This window comes from Bacillus sp. SJ-10 (assembly GCF_002843505.1).
Classification (GTDB): Bacteria; Bacillota; Bacilli; order Bacillales; family Bacillaceae; genus Bacillus; species Bacillus velezensis.
Window position 1 is genome coordinate 18,750 of sequence record NZ_CP025258.1, and the last position, 13,942, is coordinate 32,691.

Genomic DNA, 13,942 nt, shown 5'->3' on the forward strand with positions numbered 1-13,942 from the left:
CACCTCTCTTTCTAAACAACATGGGACACCCGTTTGTCCCTGATCATTTGCACCTTAATATTTTTTTGCGCGAAGATGAGAGCGAGTTTCCGTTCTTTCTCCGAAAGCGCGGCATCCGTTTCTTTCGCCAAAAACACCGTCATGTCAGCACGGCCGGGCTCAGCCTGTTTGAGAAGGTCTTCTGTAAGACTGCCCGTCACGACGGCAATGGAAGCTTTGCGGACGCGCGGATCCGCCAGCTCTTTTCCTAAACGCCCGTCTGCACCAGCTTCTTCCGATTCTGAAGCTGATGCCAGGTAACGCAGCATCTTTCTGAAATGCCGGTCTCCCTCCCGGACGGGAAATACAGTCCGGTCGCTCCCCAATGAAATAAACCCTGCGGGAGAGCCCTTCATAAGCGCCGTGTAAAGCAGGGATGCCGAAGCTGACACCGCGGCTTCAAACGAAGGGGACGGCCTGCAGTCCAAAAGGAGAATCATATTCATACTCTGCAGCGGGTCAAATTCCTTCGTCATCAGCTCATTTCGCCGCGCCGATGTTTTCCAGTCAAGTGCGGAAAACCGGTCGCCCGGCTGATAATTTCTGACGCTCGCAGCCATTGCGGAGCGGTGTACCTGAAACGGAGCGCCGGCACCCGCACCCTCTTCTCCGGATGCGGCCTGCGGCTTATAGTGAACAGACCCGTACGCCGGGAAAACCAGAACCGTATCCGTTACGGAAAACGACGCCGTCTTGTCCAAAAGCCCGAGAACATCTCCCGTCCGCACTCTTATCGTATGTAAATGATGCTCTCCGCGCGGCACCTGCGGCAGCTCATATTGTAACGTCAGCTTCCTTTGAAACCACGGAAACACGAGCTGTTTCGCACTGCGCCTCTCGCCAAGCGTTTCCGGCATCACATCTTCAATGACCATATATGTCAGCGGAAACGGCAGGCGCCTCGTCAGCCTGATGGTGACAGACAGCCTGTCGCCTGAGGTTAACTGGGCAGAGGACACGTCACGCGTCACCTGAAACGCCCGCAGCGGGTACACAGCGACCAGCCCGGCGTAAACAGTAAACGGCAAAAACGCATAAAATAAAAACCAGCTCACAAATCCGCCCTGAAACATGGCATAAGAGAAGACAGCCGCCGTCAGTACGGCCAACATAAGCAGCTTCCAGCCATATAGAAGCCAATGCATCTTCTTTCTCATTAGCGGACCGACATCCTTTGGACGGGCACTTTTTCCGTTTGCATGATGTCTTCTATAATCGCTTCCGGCGTCACATCGTTAAATTTCGCCTCTGCGGTCAGGATCATTCTGTGCGGCAGCGTATACGGAGCCAAATACTGGACGTCATCAGGAATGACGTAATCGCGGTCATAAAGCAGCGCGTACGCCTGCGCGGCTTTCATTAATGAGATTGAACCGCGCGGACTTACGCCCAGATGTACGGACGGATGCCGGCGGGTATGCTGAGTAATGCCGACGATATATGCTTTAATTCCATCATCCACCCGCACCTGCTCCAGTTTTTGCTGAAGGCTGATAAACTGTTCTTTAGAAATGACGGGCTCGATTGTTTCAAGCGGATTGCGCCCTTCCTGCAAAGACAGAACTTGAAGCTCTTCCTCGGCAGTCGGGTAGCCCATGCGCAGCTTAAATAAAAACCGGTCAAGCTGGGCTTCGGGAAGCGGATACGTTCCTTCATATTCAACCGGGTTTTGTGTGGCCATGACGAAAAACGGCTCAGCCAGCCGCATTGTCTTTCCGTCAATCGTGACATTCCCTTCCTCCATCGCCTCAAGCAGGGAAGACTGCGTTTTCGGAGAGGTTCTGTTAATTTCATCAGCCAGCACGATATTCCCCATGATCGGTCCCGGGCGGTATTCAAATTCCATCGTTTTCGTATTATAAATAGAGACACCCGTCACGTCTGACGGCAGAAGATCCGGCGTGAACTGAATCCTCTTAAAGTCAGCTCCGATCAGCTTGGCCAAAGCGCGGACCATCATCGTTTTTCCGACTCCCGGCACGTCTTCCAGCAGCACATGCCCTTTTGCGAGAATGGCGGCCAGACTGAGTATGGCGATATCCCGTTTTCCTATGATGATGTTTTCAATATGCTCAACGGCTTTCTCCAGCAGCGGATGCAGCTCTTCTTTATAAGCCATTCTTCTCCTCCTAGTCATCTCTCAAATTTCAATTATCGTAACCTAACTTTACCACAAAATATAAACAGTATAAAAAAACGTTTCCAGCGAATTGTTTCCAGTCTGAAAAAGGAAAAAGCTCCCTTTAGAAAGGAAGCTTTATTTCAGCTGGAGAGGCTCCATATGAACGTGTGAATGGTCAATGGCATGTTCCTCTTTCATCTTGCGTTCTACCTCATTTGCGATCTCATGACTCTCTTTAATGTTCAGATCAGACGGCACTTCAATGACGACATCAATATGAACGGAGCTGCCCAGATATCTCGCTTTAATATCTTTTAAACGGCTGACGCCCGCAATCTGTTCAATCGTCTTTTTATAATCAGAAATATGTTTGACATCAAAACCGTCAGTCAGCGAATGAGAGGATTCCTTAAAAATATCCCACGCGGTTTTGCAGATGATCAATCCGATGATAAACGCGGTAACCGTATCCACCCAAGCCAAATGGAACTGTGAAGCAAAAATTCCGATAAACGTGCCGATACTGACGAGCGCATCTGATTTATTATCAGCGGCCGCAGCTGAAAGGGCCTGGCTGTTTACCTTTTTGGCAAGCCCTTTCGTATAGCGGTAGACCATCAGCATCACGACGGCGCTCCCCGCGGCCGTCCAGGCGGCTATCATATCCGGTGTTTCCTCTTTAACGGAAAAAATAGATTGCGCGGCGCTGAACAGCACTTGCATTCCGACAAGCATCATAATAATGGAAGCGATGAGTGACGCGACGGTCTCCGCCCGAAAATGGCCGTAAGGATGATCTTCGTCAGGAGGTTTCTGAGAGATGCGCAAACCGATGAAAACAGCCGCAGATGCCACGATATCAGTCGTATTATTTAAACCGTCGGCCTGAAGCGCTTCTGAGTGAAACAAATAACCGATCACAAGCTTCACAGCCGACAATGCCGCATATGCGCCAATACTGACAATCGCTCCGGTTTCGCCTTTTTTCAATTCATGATATCTCTCCACTGAAAATCCTCCTTCCCGTTCAATTTTTCCTTCATTATCATACAAAGCGAAGACACAGTGGGTCTATAGAAACATGATTCACTTTCCACAGAAAAATAGTAAGCATAGAACATTTATGCGCTCAGGAAACTTATTTTTATTCACGAAACCCCTCTCATCCCAATCGTATCAAGGATTCTCGCCACCCTATGTTCATGGAATTATTTTCAAACCCATTAAAACACAAAAATAACAGAAAATTATTTCTTTTCCTTCCGGCACCTTCTGCTGTACGGACGAGAAAAAATGTCATATTTTCTTACATCATTTTCAACTGTCTGTGGCATTTATGATAGAATAATACTTGTCGGAATATTCAGCATAAACAAGCCAAAAGGAGGCAAAGAATGAATCAGCCTAACTCTTTATCAAAGGGATTAAAAACCCGGCATATGACTATGATTTCAATTGCCGGCGTGATCGGCGCCGGATTATTTGTCGGAAGCGGATCCGTCATTCATTCCACCGGACCCGGAGCGATTGTCTCCTACGCTTTAGCAGGATTATTAGTGATTTTTATTATGAGAATGCTGGGGGAAATGTCCTCCGTCAACCCGACAAGCGGTTCGTTTTCACAGTACGCGCATGACGCCATCGGTCCTTGGGCCGGTTTTACGATCGGATGGCTGTATTGGTTTTTCTGGGTCATCGTCATTGCCATTGAAGCCATTGCAGGCGCCGGAATCATACAGTACTGGTTCCCGGGCATTCCGTTATGGCTGACGAGTCTGCTTCTGACCGTGCTGTTAACACTGACGAATATTTATTCAGTTAAATCGTTCGGCGAATTTGAATACTGGCTTTCCTTAGTGAAGGTAGCGACGATCGTTGTCTTCTTAATCGCGGGATTTGCGTTCATTTTCGGAATCGTCCCCGGCAGCAAGCCGATCGGGCTGGAAAATCTGGCGGGCAGCGGCGGATTTTTCCCTAAAGGTCCAAGTTCCGTTCTGCTCGGCATCGTCGTTGTCATTTTTTCTTTCATGGGATCTGAAATTGTCGCAATCGCAGCGGGAGAAACGTCAAATCCGGTCGAATCCGTCACAAAGGCGACCCGCTCAGTCGTTTGGCGGATCATTATTTTTTACGTCGGCTCCATTGCGGTTGTGGTCACACTGCTGCCGTGGGATTCAGCCAATATTTTGGAAAGCCCCTTCGTTGCCGTTTTGAGCCATATCGGGGTTCCCGCAGCCGCTCAAATCATGAATTTCATCGTCCTGACAGCCGTTCTGTCCTGCCTGAACTCCGGGCTTTATACGACGTCACGGATGCTGTATTCACTGGCAGAGCGAAATGAAGCGCCGCGGCGTTTTATGAAACTGAGTAAAAGAGGCGTACCGGTTCAAGCCATTATCGCCGGCACCTTTTTCTCCTATATTGCCGTTGTTATGAACTACTTTTCACCCGACTCCGTATTCTTATTTCTGGTCAATTCATCAGGGGCGATCGCACTGCTCGTTTATCTCGTCATCGCCGTCTCACATCTGAGAATGAGAAAGAAAATCGAACGGACAAACCCTGAATCTCTTAAAATCAAAATGTGGTTCTATCCGTACTTAACCTACCTGACGATCATCGCCATTTGCGCCATCTTGTTATCTATGCTGTTTATCAGTTCAATGCGGTCTGAATTTCTGCTGACAGGATTTATTACTCTGCTGGTGCTTGCCTCATATGTATTCCGCAAAAAACAAAAACCGAAAGAGAGCGCTTCCGAAAGCCGGGTTGCGCAATAACCGCAAACACCCCCCTCAAAAAAGGGCGGGTGTTTTTTTAACCAACCTGTTCCAGGCAGCATTAACTGTAGTACAGGATTTCAATAAATGATAAGGACAGGATGAAAAATGGCACTAGAAAAATTTGCAGATGAACTGCCGATTATCGAAACACTCCAGCCGCAGAAGAAATCAGACGGCAGCACGTATTATGAAGTCACCATGAAGGAATGCTTTCACAAGCTGCACCGCGATCTCCCACCGACCCGGCTGTGGGGGTATAACGGTTTATTTCCCGGCCCGACGATCGACGTGAACCAAGATGAGAACGTCTATATTAAATGGATGAATGACCTTCCGGATAAGCATTTTCTGCCCGTGGATCATACCATTCACCATTCAGAAAGCGGCCATCAGGAACCCGATGTCAAAACCGTCGTCCATTTACACGGAGGAGCAACTCCGCCGGACAGCGACGGCTACCCGGAAGCCTGGTTCACAAAGGATTTTAAGGAAACGGGTCCTTATTTTGAGAAAGAGGTATACCATTATCCAAACAAACAGCGCGGGGCTCTGTTATGGTATCACGATCACGCCATGGCGATTACGAGGCTCAATGTGTACGCCGGGCTTGCCGGGATGTATATCATCCGCGAGCGAAAAGAAAAGCAGCTGAAGCTTCCCTCCGGAGAGTATGACGTACCGCTTATGATTTTGGACCGCACGTTAAATGACGACGGTTCCTTGTCTTATCCGAGCGGACCTGCTAACCCTTCCGAAACGCTGCCCGACCCTTCCATCGTCCCGTTTTTTTGCGGAAATACCATTCTCGTCAATGGTAAAGCGTGGCCGTATATGGAAGTTGAACCGCGGACATATCGTTTCCGCATCCTTAATGCCTCCAATACAAGAACATTTTCTCTCTCGCTCAATAACGGCGGGAAGTTTATCCAAATCGGTTCTGACGGCGGACTGCTTCCCCGCTCTGTCAAAACACAATCTATCAGCTTAGCCCCGGCAGAGCGGTATGATGTGCTCATCGATTTCTCCGCCTTTGACGGAGAACATATCATTTTAACGAACGGCACCGGCTGCGGGGGCGACGCCGATCCGGATACAGACGCCAATGTGATGCAATTCCGCGTCACAAAACCGCTGAAGGGCGAAGACACAAGCCGGAAGCCTAAATATCTTTCAACAATGCCTAATGTGACATCAAAGAGAATACACAATATCAGGACGCTTAAACTCACAAATACGCAAGACAAATACGGCCGGCCCGTTTTGACGCTGAATAACAAGCGATGGCATGATCCTGTGACAGAAGCGCCGAAGCTCGGCACAACGGAAATCTGGTCGATTATCAATCCGATGGGGGGAACCCATCCGATACACCTGCACCTTGTTTCCTTCCAAATCCTTGACCGGCGTCCTTTTGACTTAGAGCGTTATAACAAATTCGGCGACATTGTGTATACAGGCCCCGCCGTCCCGCCTCCTCCAAGTGAGAAAGGCTGGAAAGATACCGTGCAGGCGCACTCGGGAGAGGTCATCAGAATCGCGGCGACTTTCGCTCCTTACAGCGGACGCTACGTATGGCACTGTCATATTTTAGAGCACGAAGATTACGACATGATGAGACCGATGGACGTCACGGATAAGCAGTAAACAAACATCCCCCTTTTCTGAGAGGGGCTTTTTTATTTATCCAAAAAGAAAAAATAAGAAGACACTTATTTGCATATACTGTAATAACAGGAAGACGGTGCACCCTCATTGGAAATCTGGATAGAAAAAGGAATTAGGAGATTAGGGAAAAGTATGAGACAATGAAGGAGTGCACGAAAATTCATAAGGGAAGAAGTGACTTTATGTCTTACTACAACAAACGTAATCAGGAACCGCTGCCTAAAGAAGATGTCAGTACGTGGGAATGCACAAAAGAGGACTGTATCGGCTGGAGCAGAAAGAATTTTGCCGGCAGTGATACCCCGACTTGCCCCCTTTGCGGCAGTAAAATGATCGACGGCGTCCGTTCGTTGGTAAATCTCCAAAACAATAATCAAACGGCATCAAGTTAGACCTCCCTTTTACGAGTCTCAACATAGAGAAGGCCTCCATGTCTCATGAGAGGCCTTTGCGTTATCATGTCCTTTTATGATGCAAAGGAGCAATGAACATGAAAAACGATCGGCAGCAGAAAGATCTGAAGGAATTGGCAAAACGGCGGAAAATGAACCTTGCCGCACAGTCATTCATCGAAACGCTTCATTTTGCCGTTCCGATTCTCCGTTTTTTCAAATGGCTCGCCTCAGCCGCAGCCAGCTTTGTTCATTAAAAAACACCCAGCGGGCGCTGAGTGTTTTTTTCATGATTGGATGACGGAAAAACTGTTGATAATGCCGTTGTCATTTTCCCAGACTTTTTCGCATTTTTTCGTATCCAAATGATAAGCATAAATGGTCCGGACCTTCGCATTCCGCCCCGTTTCATCCTTCAGACGCTTAGCGCCTTTTGCTTCCGCCATGAAATAAATGATGCTGCCGTCTTTAGAAAACTGAGGCTGGGCATCAATCAGCGGAGCGAAGTCCTTCCCGTTTGAGATAATCGTTTCATCTTTTTTCGTTTTGACATTCATCAGACGGATGGACGCTTTTTGTTCCGTCCCTTTTTGGGTATAAGATGTAAAGACAAGGTTCTTTCCGTCCGGTGACACCGCCACGTCGCTGATAAACTGTTCAAGGTTTGTCAGATCCTGAAGGTGTTCGCCCGCTCCTGCCGCAAACCGGATATTCGTCGGTTCAGGGTCAATCCCCTTCTCATTTGCCTCATCCGTTTTTTGATAATCCTCTTTTACGGAATAATGCAGAAGCGCAAAATCGTTTTGGCTGCGGTTATAAAAGAAGCTGCTTACACTGTCGTCTTTCTCATCGGCGGCGGGATACAGATTTTCATAACGTTTCGTTTTCAAATCAAAAGATGCGAGACGGAAAATATCTTCATCCGCTTTTCCGAGACGGAAATAAATGTGCGTCAGATCCTTTGATAAAAACAGACTGTCAGCGCTTGCCGTTCCTTTATAAAGCACCGTCTTCTTTTTCGTCTTCAGATCAAGCTTATACAGACGCATCTCATTTTGGTCATTATTCCCGACAAAATAGAGCACCTGATGGGCATCATCCAGCGCAAACGCCGGATATGCCGAAAGCTTTTCCTCGTACAGCACGCGGCCGTCCTCGTAATATTTCGTCATCAGATCTTTGTCTGTAATGGAAACAAGCAGCTTGTCATGACCGCCGGAGACAACGGCTTTCCCGCCGCCGTCGCTTTTTCCTTTAATCAGTAAAACGGCCGCGATGACCGCCGCCGCCAAAACGGCGGCCAGCAACATCCAGATCCATCGTTTCTTCTTCATTATCAATCTCTCCGTCAATCAGAAAAAGCAAGAATCAGTGTCCTTGCTTTTTAAGATGGTCTATTTTAATAGCTGTAGTGTCCGGATACTCTTCCTTTGCTTAATGGATATCCAAGCGCTTTGAACGCTTTCGGGCTGACATCCAATACGGCATTCGGCATACGGCCTACATCATTTTTGTATACGGTGATAACCTTTTTCGGTTTTGCTTTGGCATAAGCTCTGATTTTCGTTCCGTTTCTCGGAACGTCAAATCCTAATTTTGTCGCGCAATCCCAGTGTCCCAGTTTTTTACCGGAAGATCCTTTTTTACCGACTCCATTATACCATGTAATATTTCCGTTCACTTTTTTAGCACTTGCATCAGAAGAGTAACTGATCGCTCCCAGCGTGCTTCCTGCTAAAATCAATAAGGCTAAGAATAACTTCTTCAAGCTTTCGTCCTCCTGATTCTTTATTCTAGGCAAAATTATACACCAAGAAGACGATTATAATATTTCAATCACTTTACATGTTCATTACAACGTGATGAGACATGCACATAACGACGGCACAATTTCCTGTTCTATATAATTCCATGGTAAATTATACTACAAAATTTAATTCATTAGCGTTATAATATTCATAGAGTATTTCTGCATTCAATATGGACTTTTTATAAGGCCTATTGATAGTTGCATAATATGATATATTTTGAGAAATCAGGCTTTAGGAAGCAGGCACTTTATTCCTTTTAACCGTGGTTCATATTGATCATGTACCTATACTCGTTTCAATCAGACTAGGAGTGATAATCAATGAAAGCGGCAAGATGGCACAATCAAAAAGACATTCGAATCGAAAACATTGATGAACCTAAAGCAGAACCGGGTAAAGTCAAAATTAAAGTCAAATGGTGCGGGATTTGCGGAAGCGACCTTCATGAATATTTGGGAGGCCCGATCTTTATTCCGGTCGGCAAACCTCATCCGTTAACAAACGAAATGGCGCCCGTCACGATGGGTCACGAATTCTCAGGAGAAGTCGTTGAAGTGGGCGAAGGCGTCAAAAATTACAGCGTCGGCGACCGTGTCGTCGTGGAACCGATTTTTGCCACACACGGACATCAGGGAGCCTATAACCTTGATGAACAAATGGGATTCTTAGGCTTAGCCGGAGGCGGCGGCGGATTTTCTGAATATGTATCCGTTGACGAAGAATTGCTGTTTAAGCTTCCTGAAGAGCTTTCTTACGAACAGGGCGCGCTTGTTGAGCCGTCAGCGGTAGCGCTTTACGCCGTCCGCCAAAGCAAATTAAAAGCGGGCGACAAGGCGGCAGTTTTTGGCTGCGGACCGATCGGGCTGCTTGTGATTGAAGCCCTGAAAGCGGCCGGCGCCACAGATATTTACGCGGTTGAACTTTCACCGGAACGTCAGGAAAAAGCGAAAGAACTCGGCGCTATCATCATTGATCCGTCAAAAACGGACGATGTCGTTGAAGAAATCGCTAAACGCACAAACGGCGGCGTTGATGTTTCTTATGAAGTAACAGGCGTTCCTGTCGTTCTCCGCCAGGCAATCCAGTCAACAAACATTGCCGGTGAAACGGTTATCGTCAGCATCTGGGAAAAAGGAGCGGAAATTCATCCGAACGATATCGTCATCAAAGAACGGACCGTAAAAGGCATTATCGGATACCGTGACATCTTCCCTTCCGTTCTTGCACTGATGAAAGAGGGCTACTTCTCAGCAGATAAGCTCGTCACGAAAAAAATCGTGCTCGACGACCTGATTGAAGAAGGCTTCGGCGCTTTAATCAAAGAGAAAAACCAAGTGAAAATCTTAGTCAAACCGAACTAAACCGTTAGCTGAATATCAGACTCATCCGAAAAAGAGCCGTTCCGGCTCTTTTTTTCATCTCATCGTCTTTCCTTCCTTTTCCTTTTAAAAATGATCCCCTCTGCGCAAACTATTTTTTACCCTGTCCCGTCTATCCTTAGGCAGCAGCCTATGATACGTATTTTTAAAAAAGGAGCCCTTTGAAGCAATGAAGAACGAAACAGCCAAAGCGTCGCTTGTGACGTGCATAACTGAGCGCAAGGAAGACTTTTACCGGCTGGCGTACAGTTACGTAAAGAACAAGGATGACGCGTTAGATATTGTTCAGGAATCAATTCAAAAAGCGCTGACATCGGTCGAATCCGTCAAAAACCCCGATGTGATCAAAAGCTGGTTTTATAAAATTTTAGTCCGCACGGCCATTGATTTTCTCCGCAAACAGAAAAAACTGAAAGTGATGGACGATGAAACGATCGAGTTTTTAAGCCGCGGAAAGGAAGATCACTACAAGGACACAGACCTTCACGAAGCGCTCGATGACCTGCCGCATCAATATAAAACCATTATCATTCTGCGTTTCTTTGAAGACCTGAAATTAGAAGAAATCGCGGACATCACGGGGGAAAACATCAACACCGTCAAAACACGCCTTTACAGGGGGCTGAAGCTCATGCGCATTCAGCTGACGAAGGAGGATCTTTCTTAATGGAAAAGAGATTAGAACAATTAAGAGAAGAGTATAAAAGTGTGCCCATTCCTAAGGAACTGGACAGCATTGTCGAAAAAGCCCTTCGGCAAAAACCGAAGAAAAAACGAATCGTGATGTGGCCGACATCCGCGGCAGTCGCTGCGGCCGTCTTATTTACCGCCGTTGTCAATATCAATCCGGATGCCGCACAAGCCATGTCTAAAATCCCCGTCATCGGCAAAGTCGTCCAAGCCATCACATTCACGGAGATGAAGGAAGAAAAGAACCAATCAAGCATTGATGTGAAAACGCCCGCTCTGTCCGGCCTTTCCGATCATAAACTCGAAGACAGCATCAACCGGCATTACATGAAAGAAAGCAAAAAGCTGTATCAGGAATTTATGAAGGCGACCTCCAAAAGCAAAAAAGGCCACCTCAGTATTTACAGCGATTATGAAACCGTTACTGACACAGCGGATCTGATCTCAATCCGACGTGATATCGAAAAAACGCAAGCTTCCTCTTATACACAAAGCCGTTACATCACGATCGATAAAAAGAATGAGGCCGTGCTTACGTTAAAGAGCTTATTTAAAGATGACCGTTATATTAAAGTCATCAGCCAAAATATTAAAGAACAAATGAAAAAACAGATGAAAGAAGATCCGAATAAAATATACTGGGTCGAAGATGATGATATGACGGAGCCTTTTAAAGCCATCCGCGCCGACCAGAATTTTTATATTACAGATAAGCACAAACTTGTCATCTCATTTGACGAATATGAAGCAGCACCCGGATATATGGGCGTTACAGAGTTTACAATACCGACCTCCGTCATCTCCAAGCTGCTTGTCGGAGACCGCTACATCAGATAAAGAAAGAAAAAAATCCATGATATCCGCAGATCATGGATTTTTTCTTTCGTCCTGCAACAGCCAAGATGCATAAGGGACCCTTTTCATATAACAGACGCCGGACGGGGGCTGAAAAGTTTAAGAAAATCACAGCATTTCATTCATTTTTTCTGAAACAAAATCCCCTTCCGAATGCGTCTAATTAACGGAACAAATGGAAGACTGTACAGAAATCTGCCATAGCCATCCGCAAAACAGCGAGAATTTCCGCGCACATTATTGGAGGAATACCATGTCAGACAAGTCACTGCATCACCGCTATATTCCCGGACTGGATGGACTTCGCGCCTTTGCCGTCCTCGCAGTTATCGCATATCATCTGAATTTTAACTGGGCCGACGGCGGTTTCATCGGTGTTGATATCTTTTTTGTTTTATCGGGGTATTTAATTACATCTATTATATTGCCTGCCCAAGGCAATGCCATCACCCTTGATTTGCGTGATTTTTGGGTGCGCCGGATCAGGCGGCTTCTGCCGGCGGCTTATCTCATGATTATCACGACAGTCATTTGGGTCGTATTGTTTAACAGCGAGCTCCTGCATACCGTACGCGGAGATGCTGTCTCCTCACTTTTTTACATAAGCAATTGGTGGTTTATCTTTCATCAACTTTCTTATTTCGACAGCTTCGGCTCCCCTTCGCCATTAAAAAACCTTTGGTCGCTGGCGATTGAAGAACAGTTTTATATCATATGGCCCTTCCTGCTGCTTGCGGGAATGTACATATGTAAAACACGGGCCCGGCTTGCGGCCGCGGTCATGTTCCTCGCGTTATGTTCGGCAGTCGTAATGAGTATGATGTATGTGCCCGGCGGAGATCCGAGCCGCGTTTATTACGGAACGGATACCCGCTCATTTGAATTGCTGATCGGCTGCGCTTTAGCTTTAGTGTGGCCGATGAAACGATTATCTTCCAAACGGCTGCCGAGCAGCATGAAACACCTGCTTCACGGGACGGAGCTTGCCGCTTTTGCCGCGCTGCTGCTTTGCGTCTTTTACACGGATGAATATGAACCCTTCCTGTACAAGGGCGGCATGCTTTTGATCAGCATCACCGCAGCGGTTCTTGTCGCATGTTTATGCCATCCGAGCAGCTTTTTGGGACATGTTCTTTCATGGAAGCCGCTTCGCTGGATCGGAACGAGATCATACGGAATCTATCTTTGGCATTACCCGGTTATCGTGCTGAGCACACCCGTACAGGAAATCGGAAATCCGGTTTATTGGCACTGCGCCGTCAGAATCGGCGCCACTTTCATTCTTGCCGAGCTATCTTACCATTTCATTGAACAGCCGATCCGCACTGCGGGCTTCCGGCCATTTTTACGCCGCGTGTTTCTGAACCGCTTTCTGGAATGGAAGACGTCCTCTGTCATCAGCAGAATGTCGCTCGGCCTTATTCTTGCCGCCATTCTCGTATTTGCGGGCGGGCTGTCAGGGATAGCCGAAGAGAAAAAACAGCCGCAATGGACGTACGCGCAAAATGATCAGCAAGAAACCGCCGCCTCTTCGCACAAAACGGCCGATCACGATCAGCCTGCAAAAGAAGAAGACAGCAAGAAAAAACACGGCGGCGAAAAAACGGACACCGCGTCAGACAAAAACAAGAAAGAACCAACAGACAAATCAAATACAAAGAAAAACGAAGAGAAAAAGGAACGGTCATCTCAAAAAACGGCTGATTCAAAACAAACACAGCCTCAGCAAGACGTGCTGGCCATCGGTGACTCGGTGATGCTGGACATTGCGTCATACCTGCGGCAGTCCCTCCCTCATGTCACCATCGACGGAAAGGTAGGAAGACAAGTCTCTCAAGCACTCCGGCTCACTTCGGAATATGCGTCATTTAATCAGCCGAACAAAGCGGTCATCATCGAGTTAGGGACGAACGGCTATTTCACAAACAGCCAAATTGAATCACTGATCAGCTCCTTTTCAAAAGCCGATATCTATCTTGTCAACACACGTGTGCCGCGGCAGTGGGAAAGCAAAGTAAACGAATCATTGCGCCGGCAGGCCGAGTCACGGAAAAATGTGACGCTTGTCGATTGGCACGCAAAAGCATTGCAGCACCCTGAATACTTCACACCGGACGGCGTCCATCTCATACCTGAGGGTTCTAAAGCGCTGACATCCCTCATCGTTCAAACGATGAAATCATGACAAAAAAAAGAGGCCCCAAAA

The 13,942-nt window shown here is 47.2% G+C and carries 13 protein-coding genes; 8 read left to right on the forward strand and 5 right to left on the reverse strand.

Annotated features, from left to right (window positions below; translation table 11 throughout):
* Positions 1-11 precede the first annotated feature (11 nt).
* The 3 genes from CXL14_RS00090 to CXL14_RS00100 form a co-directional block, all read right to left on the reverse strand.
* Complete coding sequence (locus CXL14_RS00090; protein WP_014417086.1) at positions 12-1,196, reverse strand: DUF58 domain-containing protein; 1,185 nt, start codon at positions 1,194-1,196, stop codon at positions 12-14.
* A complete protein-coding gene (locus CXL14_RS00095) occupies positions 1,196-2,158 on the reverse strand; it encodes an AAA family ATPase (RefSeq protein WP_014417085.1) in 963 nt (320 codons plus the stop codon). Before CXL14_RS00095 ends, CXL14_RS00090 begins: the two co-directional genes overlap by 1 nt.
* Positions 2,159-2,296: 138 nt before the next feature.
* Positions 2,297-3,169: a cation diffusion facilitator family transporter gene (locus CXL14_RS00100; RefSeq protein WP_014417084.1), complete on the reverse strand. Its 873-nt coding sequence runs from the start codon at positions 3,167-3,169 to the stop codon at positions 2,297-2,299.
* Between the two features lie 386 nt (positions 3,170-3,555).
* On the opposite strand from CXL14_RS00100, the gene gabP reads away from it, so the two are divergent.
* The 4 genes from gabP to CXL14_RS20120 all read left to right on the forward strand — a co-directional run bounded on the left by gabP (position 3,556) and on the right by CXL14_RS20120 (position 7,258).
* Entirely contained in the window at positions 3,556-4,941 is a 1,386-nt protein-coding gene (gabP, locus tag CXL14_RS00105) for a GABA permease (protein ID WP_014417083.1), read from the forward strand.
* Between the two features lie 108 nt (positions 4,942-5,049).
* Positions 5,050-6,588 carry an outer spore coat copper-dependent laccase CotA gene (cotA, locus tag CXL14_RS00110; protein WP_014417082.1) on the forward strand — a complete coding sequence of 513 codons (1,539 nt, stop codon included), beginning with the start codon at positions 5,050-5,052 and terminating at the stop codon, positions 6,586-6,588.
* A 203-nt stretch (positions 6,589-6,791) separates the two neighbouring features.
* Complete coding sequence (locus tag CXL14_RS00115) at positions 6,792-7,001, forward strand: cold-shock protein (protein WP_007408879.1); 210 nt, start codon at positions 6,792-6,794, stop codon at positions 6,999-7,001.
* A gap of 98 nt (positions 7,002-7,099) precedes the next feature.
* The gene (locus CXL14_RS20120) at positions 7,100-7,258 is read left to right on the forward strand and encodes a hypothetical protein (RefSeq protein WP_021495202.1); all 159 of its coding nucleotides are present in this window, start codon (positions 7,100-7,102) and stop codon (positions 7,256-7,258) included.
* 30 nt (positions 7,259-7,288) lie between these two features.
* Here CXL14_RS20120 and CXL14_RS00120 read toward each other — a convergent pair whose 3' ends face one another.
* Positions 7,289-8,335: a TolB family protein gene (locus CXL14_RS00120; protein WP_012116984.1), complete on the reverse strand. Its 1,047-nt coding sequence runs from the start codon at positions 8,333-8,335 to the stop codon at positions 7,289-7,291.
* A 65-nt stretch (positions 8,336-8,400) separates the two neighbouring features.
* On the reverse strand, positions 8,401-8,769 hold the full coding sequence (locus CXL14_RS00125; protein WP_014417081.1) for a septal ring lytic transglycosylase RlpA family protein: 369 nt from the start codon (positions 8,767-8,769) through the stop codon (positions 8,401-8,403).
* Between the two features lie 363 nt (positions 8,770-9,132).
* On the opposite strand from CXL14_RS00125, the gene CXL14_RS00130 reads away from it, so the two are divergent.
* From CXL14_RS00130 to CXL14_RS00145, 4 genes are all read left to right on the forward strand, one after another.
* On the forward strand, positions 9,133-10,173 hold the full coding sequence (locus CXL14_RS00130; protein ID WP_007408876.1) for a 2,3-butanediol dehydrogenase: 1,041 nt from the start codon (positions 9,133-9,135) through the stop codon (positions 10,171-10,173).
* 187 nt (positions 10,174-10,360) lie between these two features.
* A complete protein-coding gene (locus CXL14_RS00135) occupies positions 10,361-10,858 on the forward strand; it encodes an RNA polymerase sigma factor SigV (RefSeq protein WP_003155802.1) in 498 nt (165 codons plus the stop codon).
* Positions 10,858-11,718, forward strand: a complete 861-nt coding sequence (gene rsiV / locus CXL14_RS00140) for an anti-sigma-V factor RsiV (RefSeq protein ID WP_014417080.1) — start codon at positions 10,858-10,860, stop codon at positions 11,716-11,718. Before CXL14_RS00135 ends, rsiV begins: the two co-directional genes overlap by 1 nt.
* Before the next feature lie 271 nt (positions 11,719-11,989).
* Positions 11,990-13,921, forward strand: coding sequence for an acyltransferase family protein (locus tag CXL14_RS00145; RefSeq protein WP_014417079.1), 1,932 nt, complete (start codon positions 11,990-11,992; stop codon positions 13,919-13,921).
* Positions 13,922-13,942: the final 21 nt, after the last annotated feature.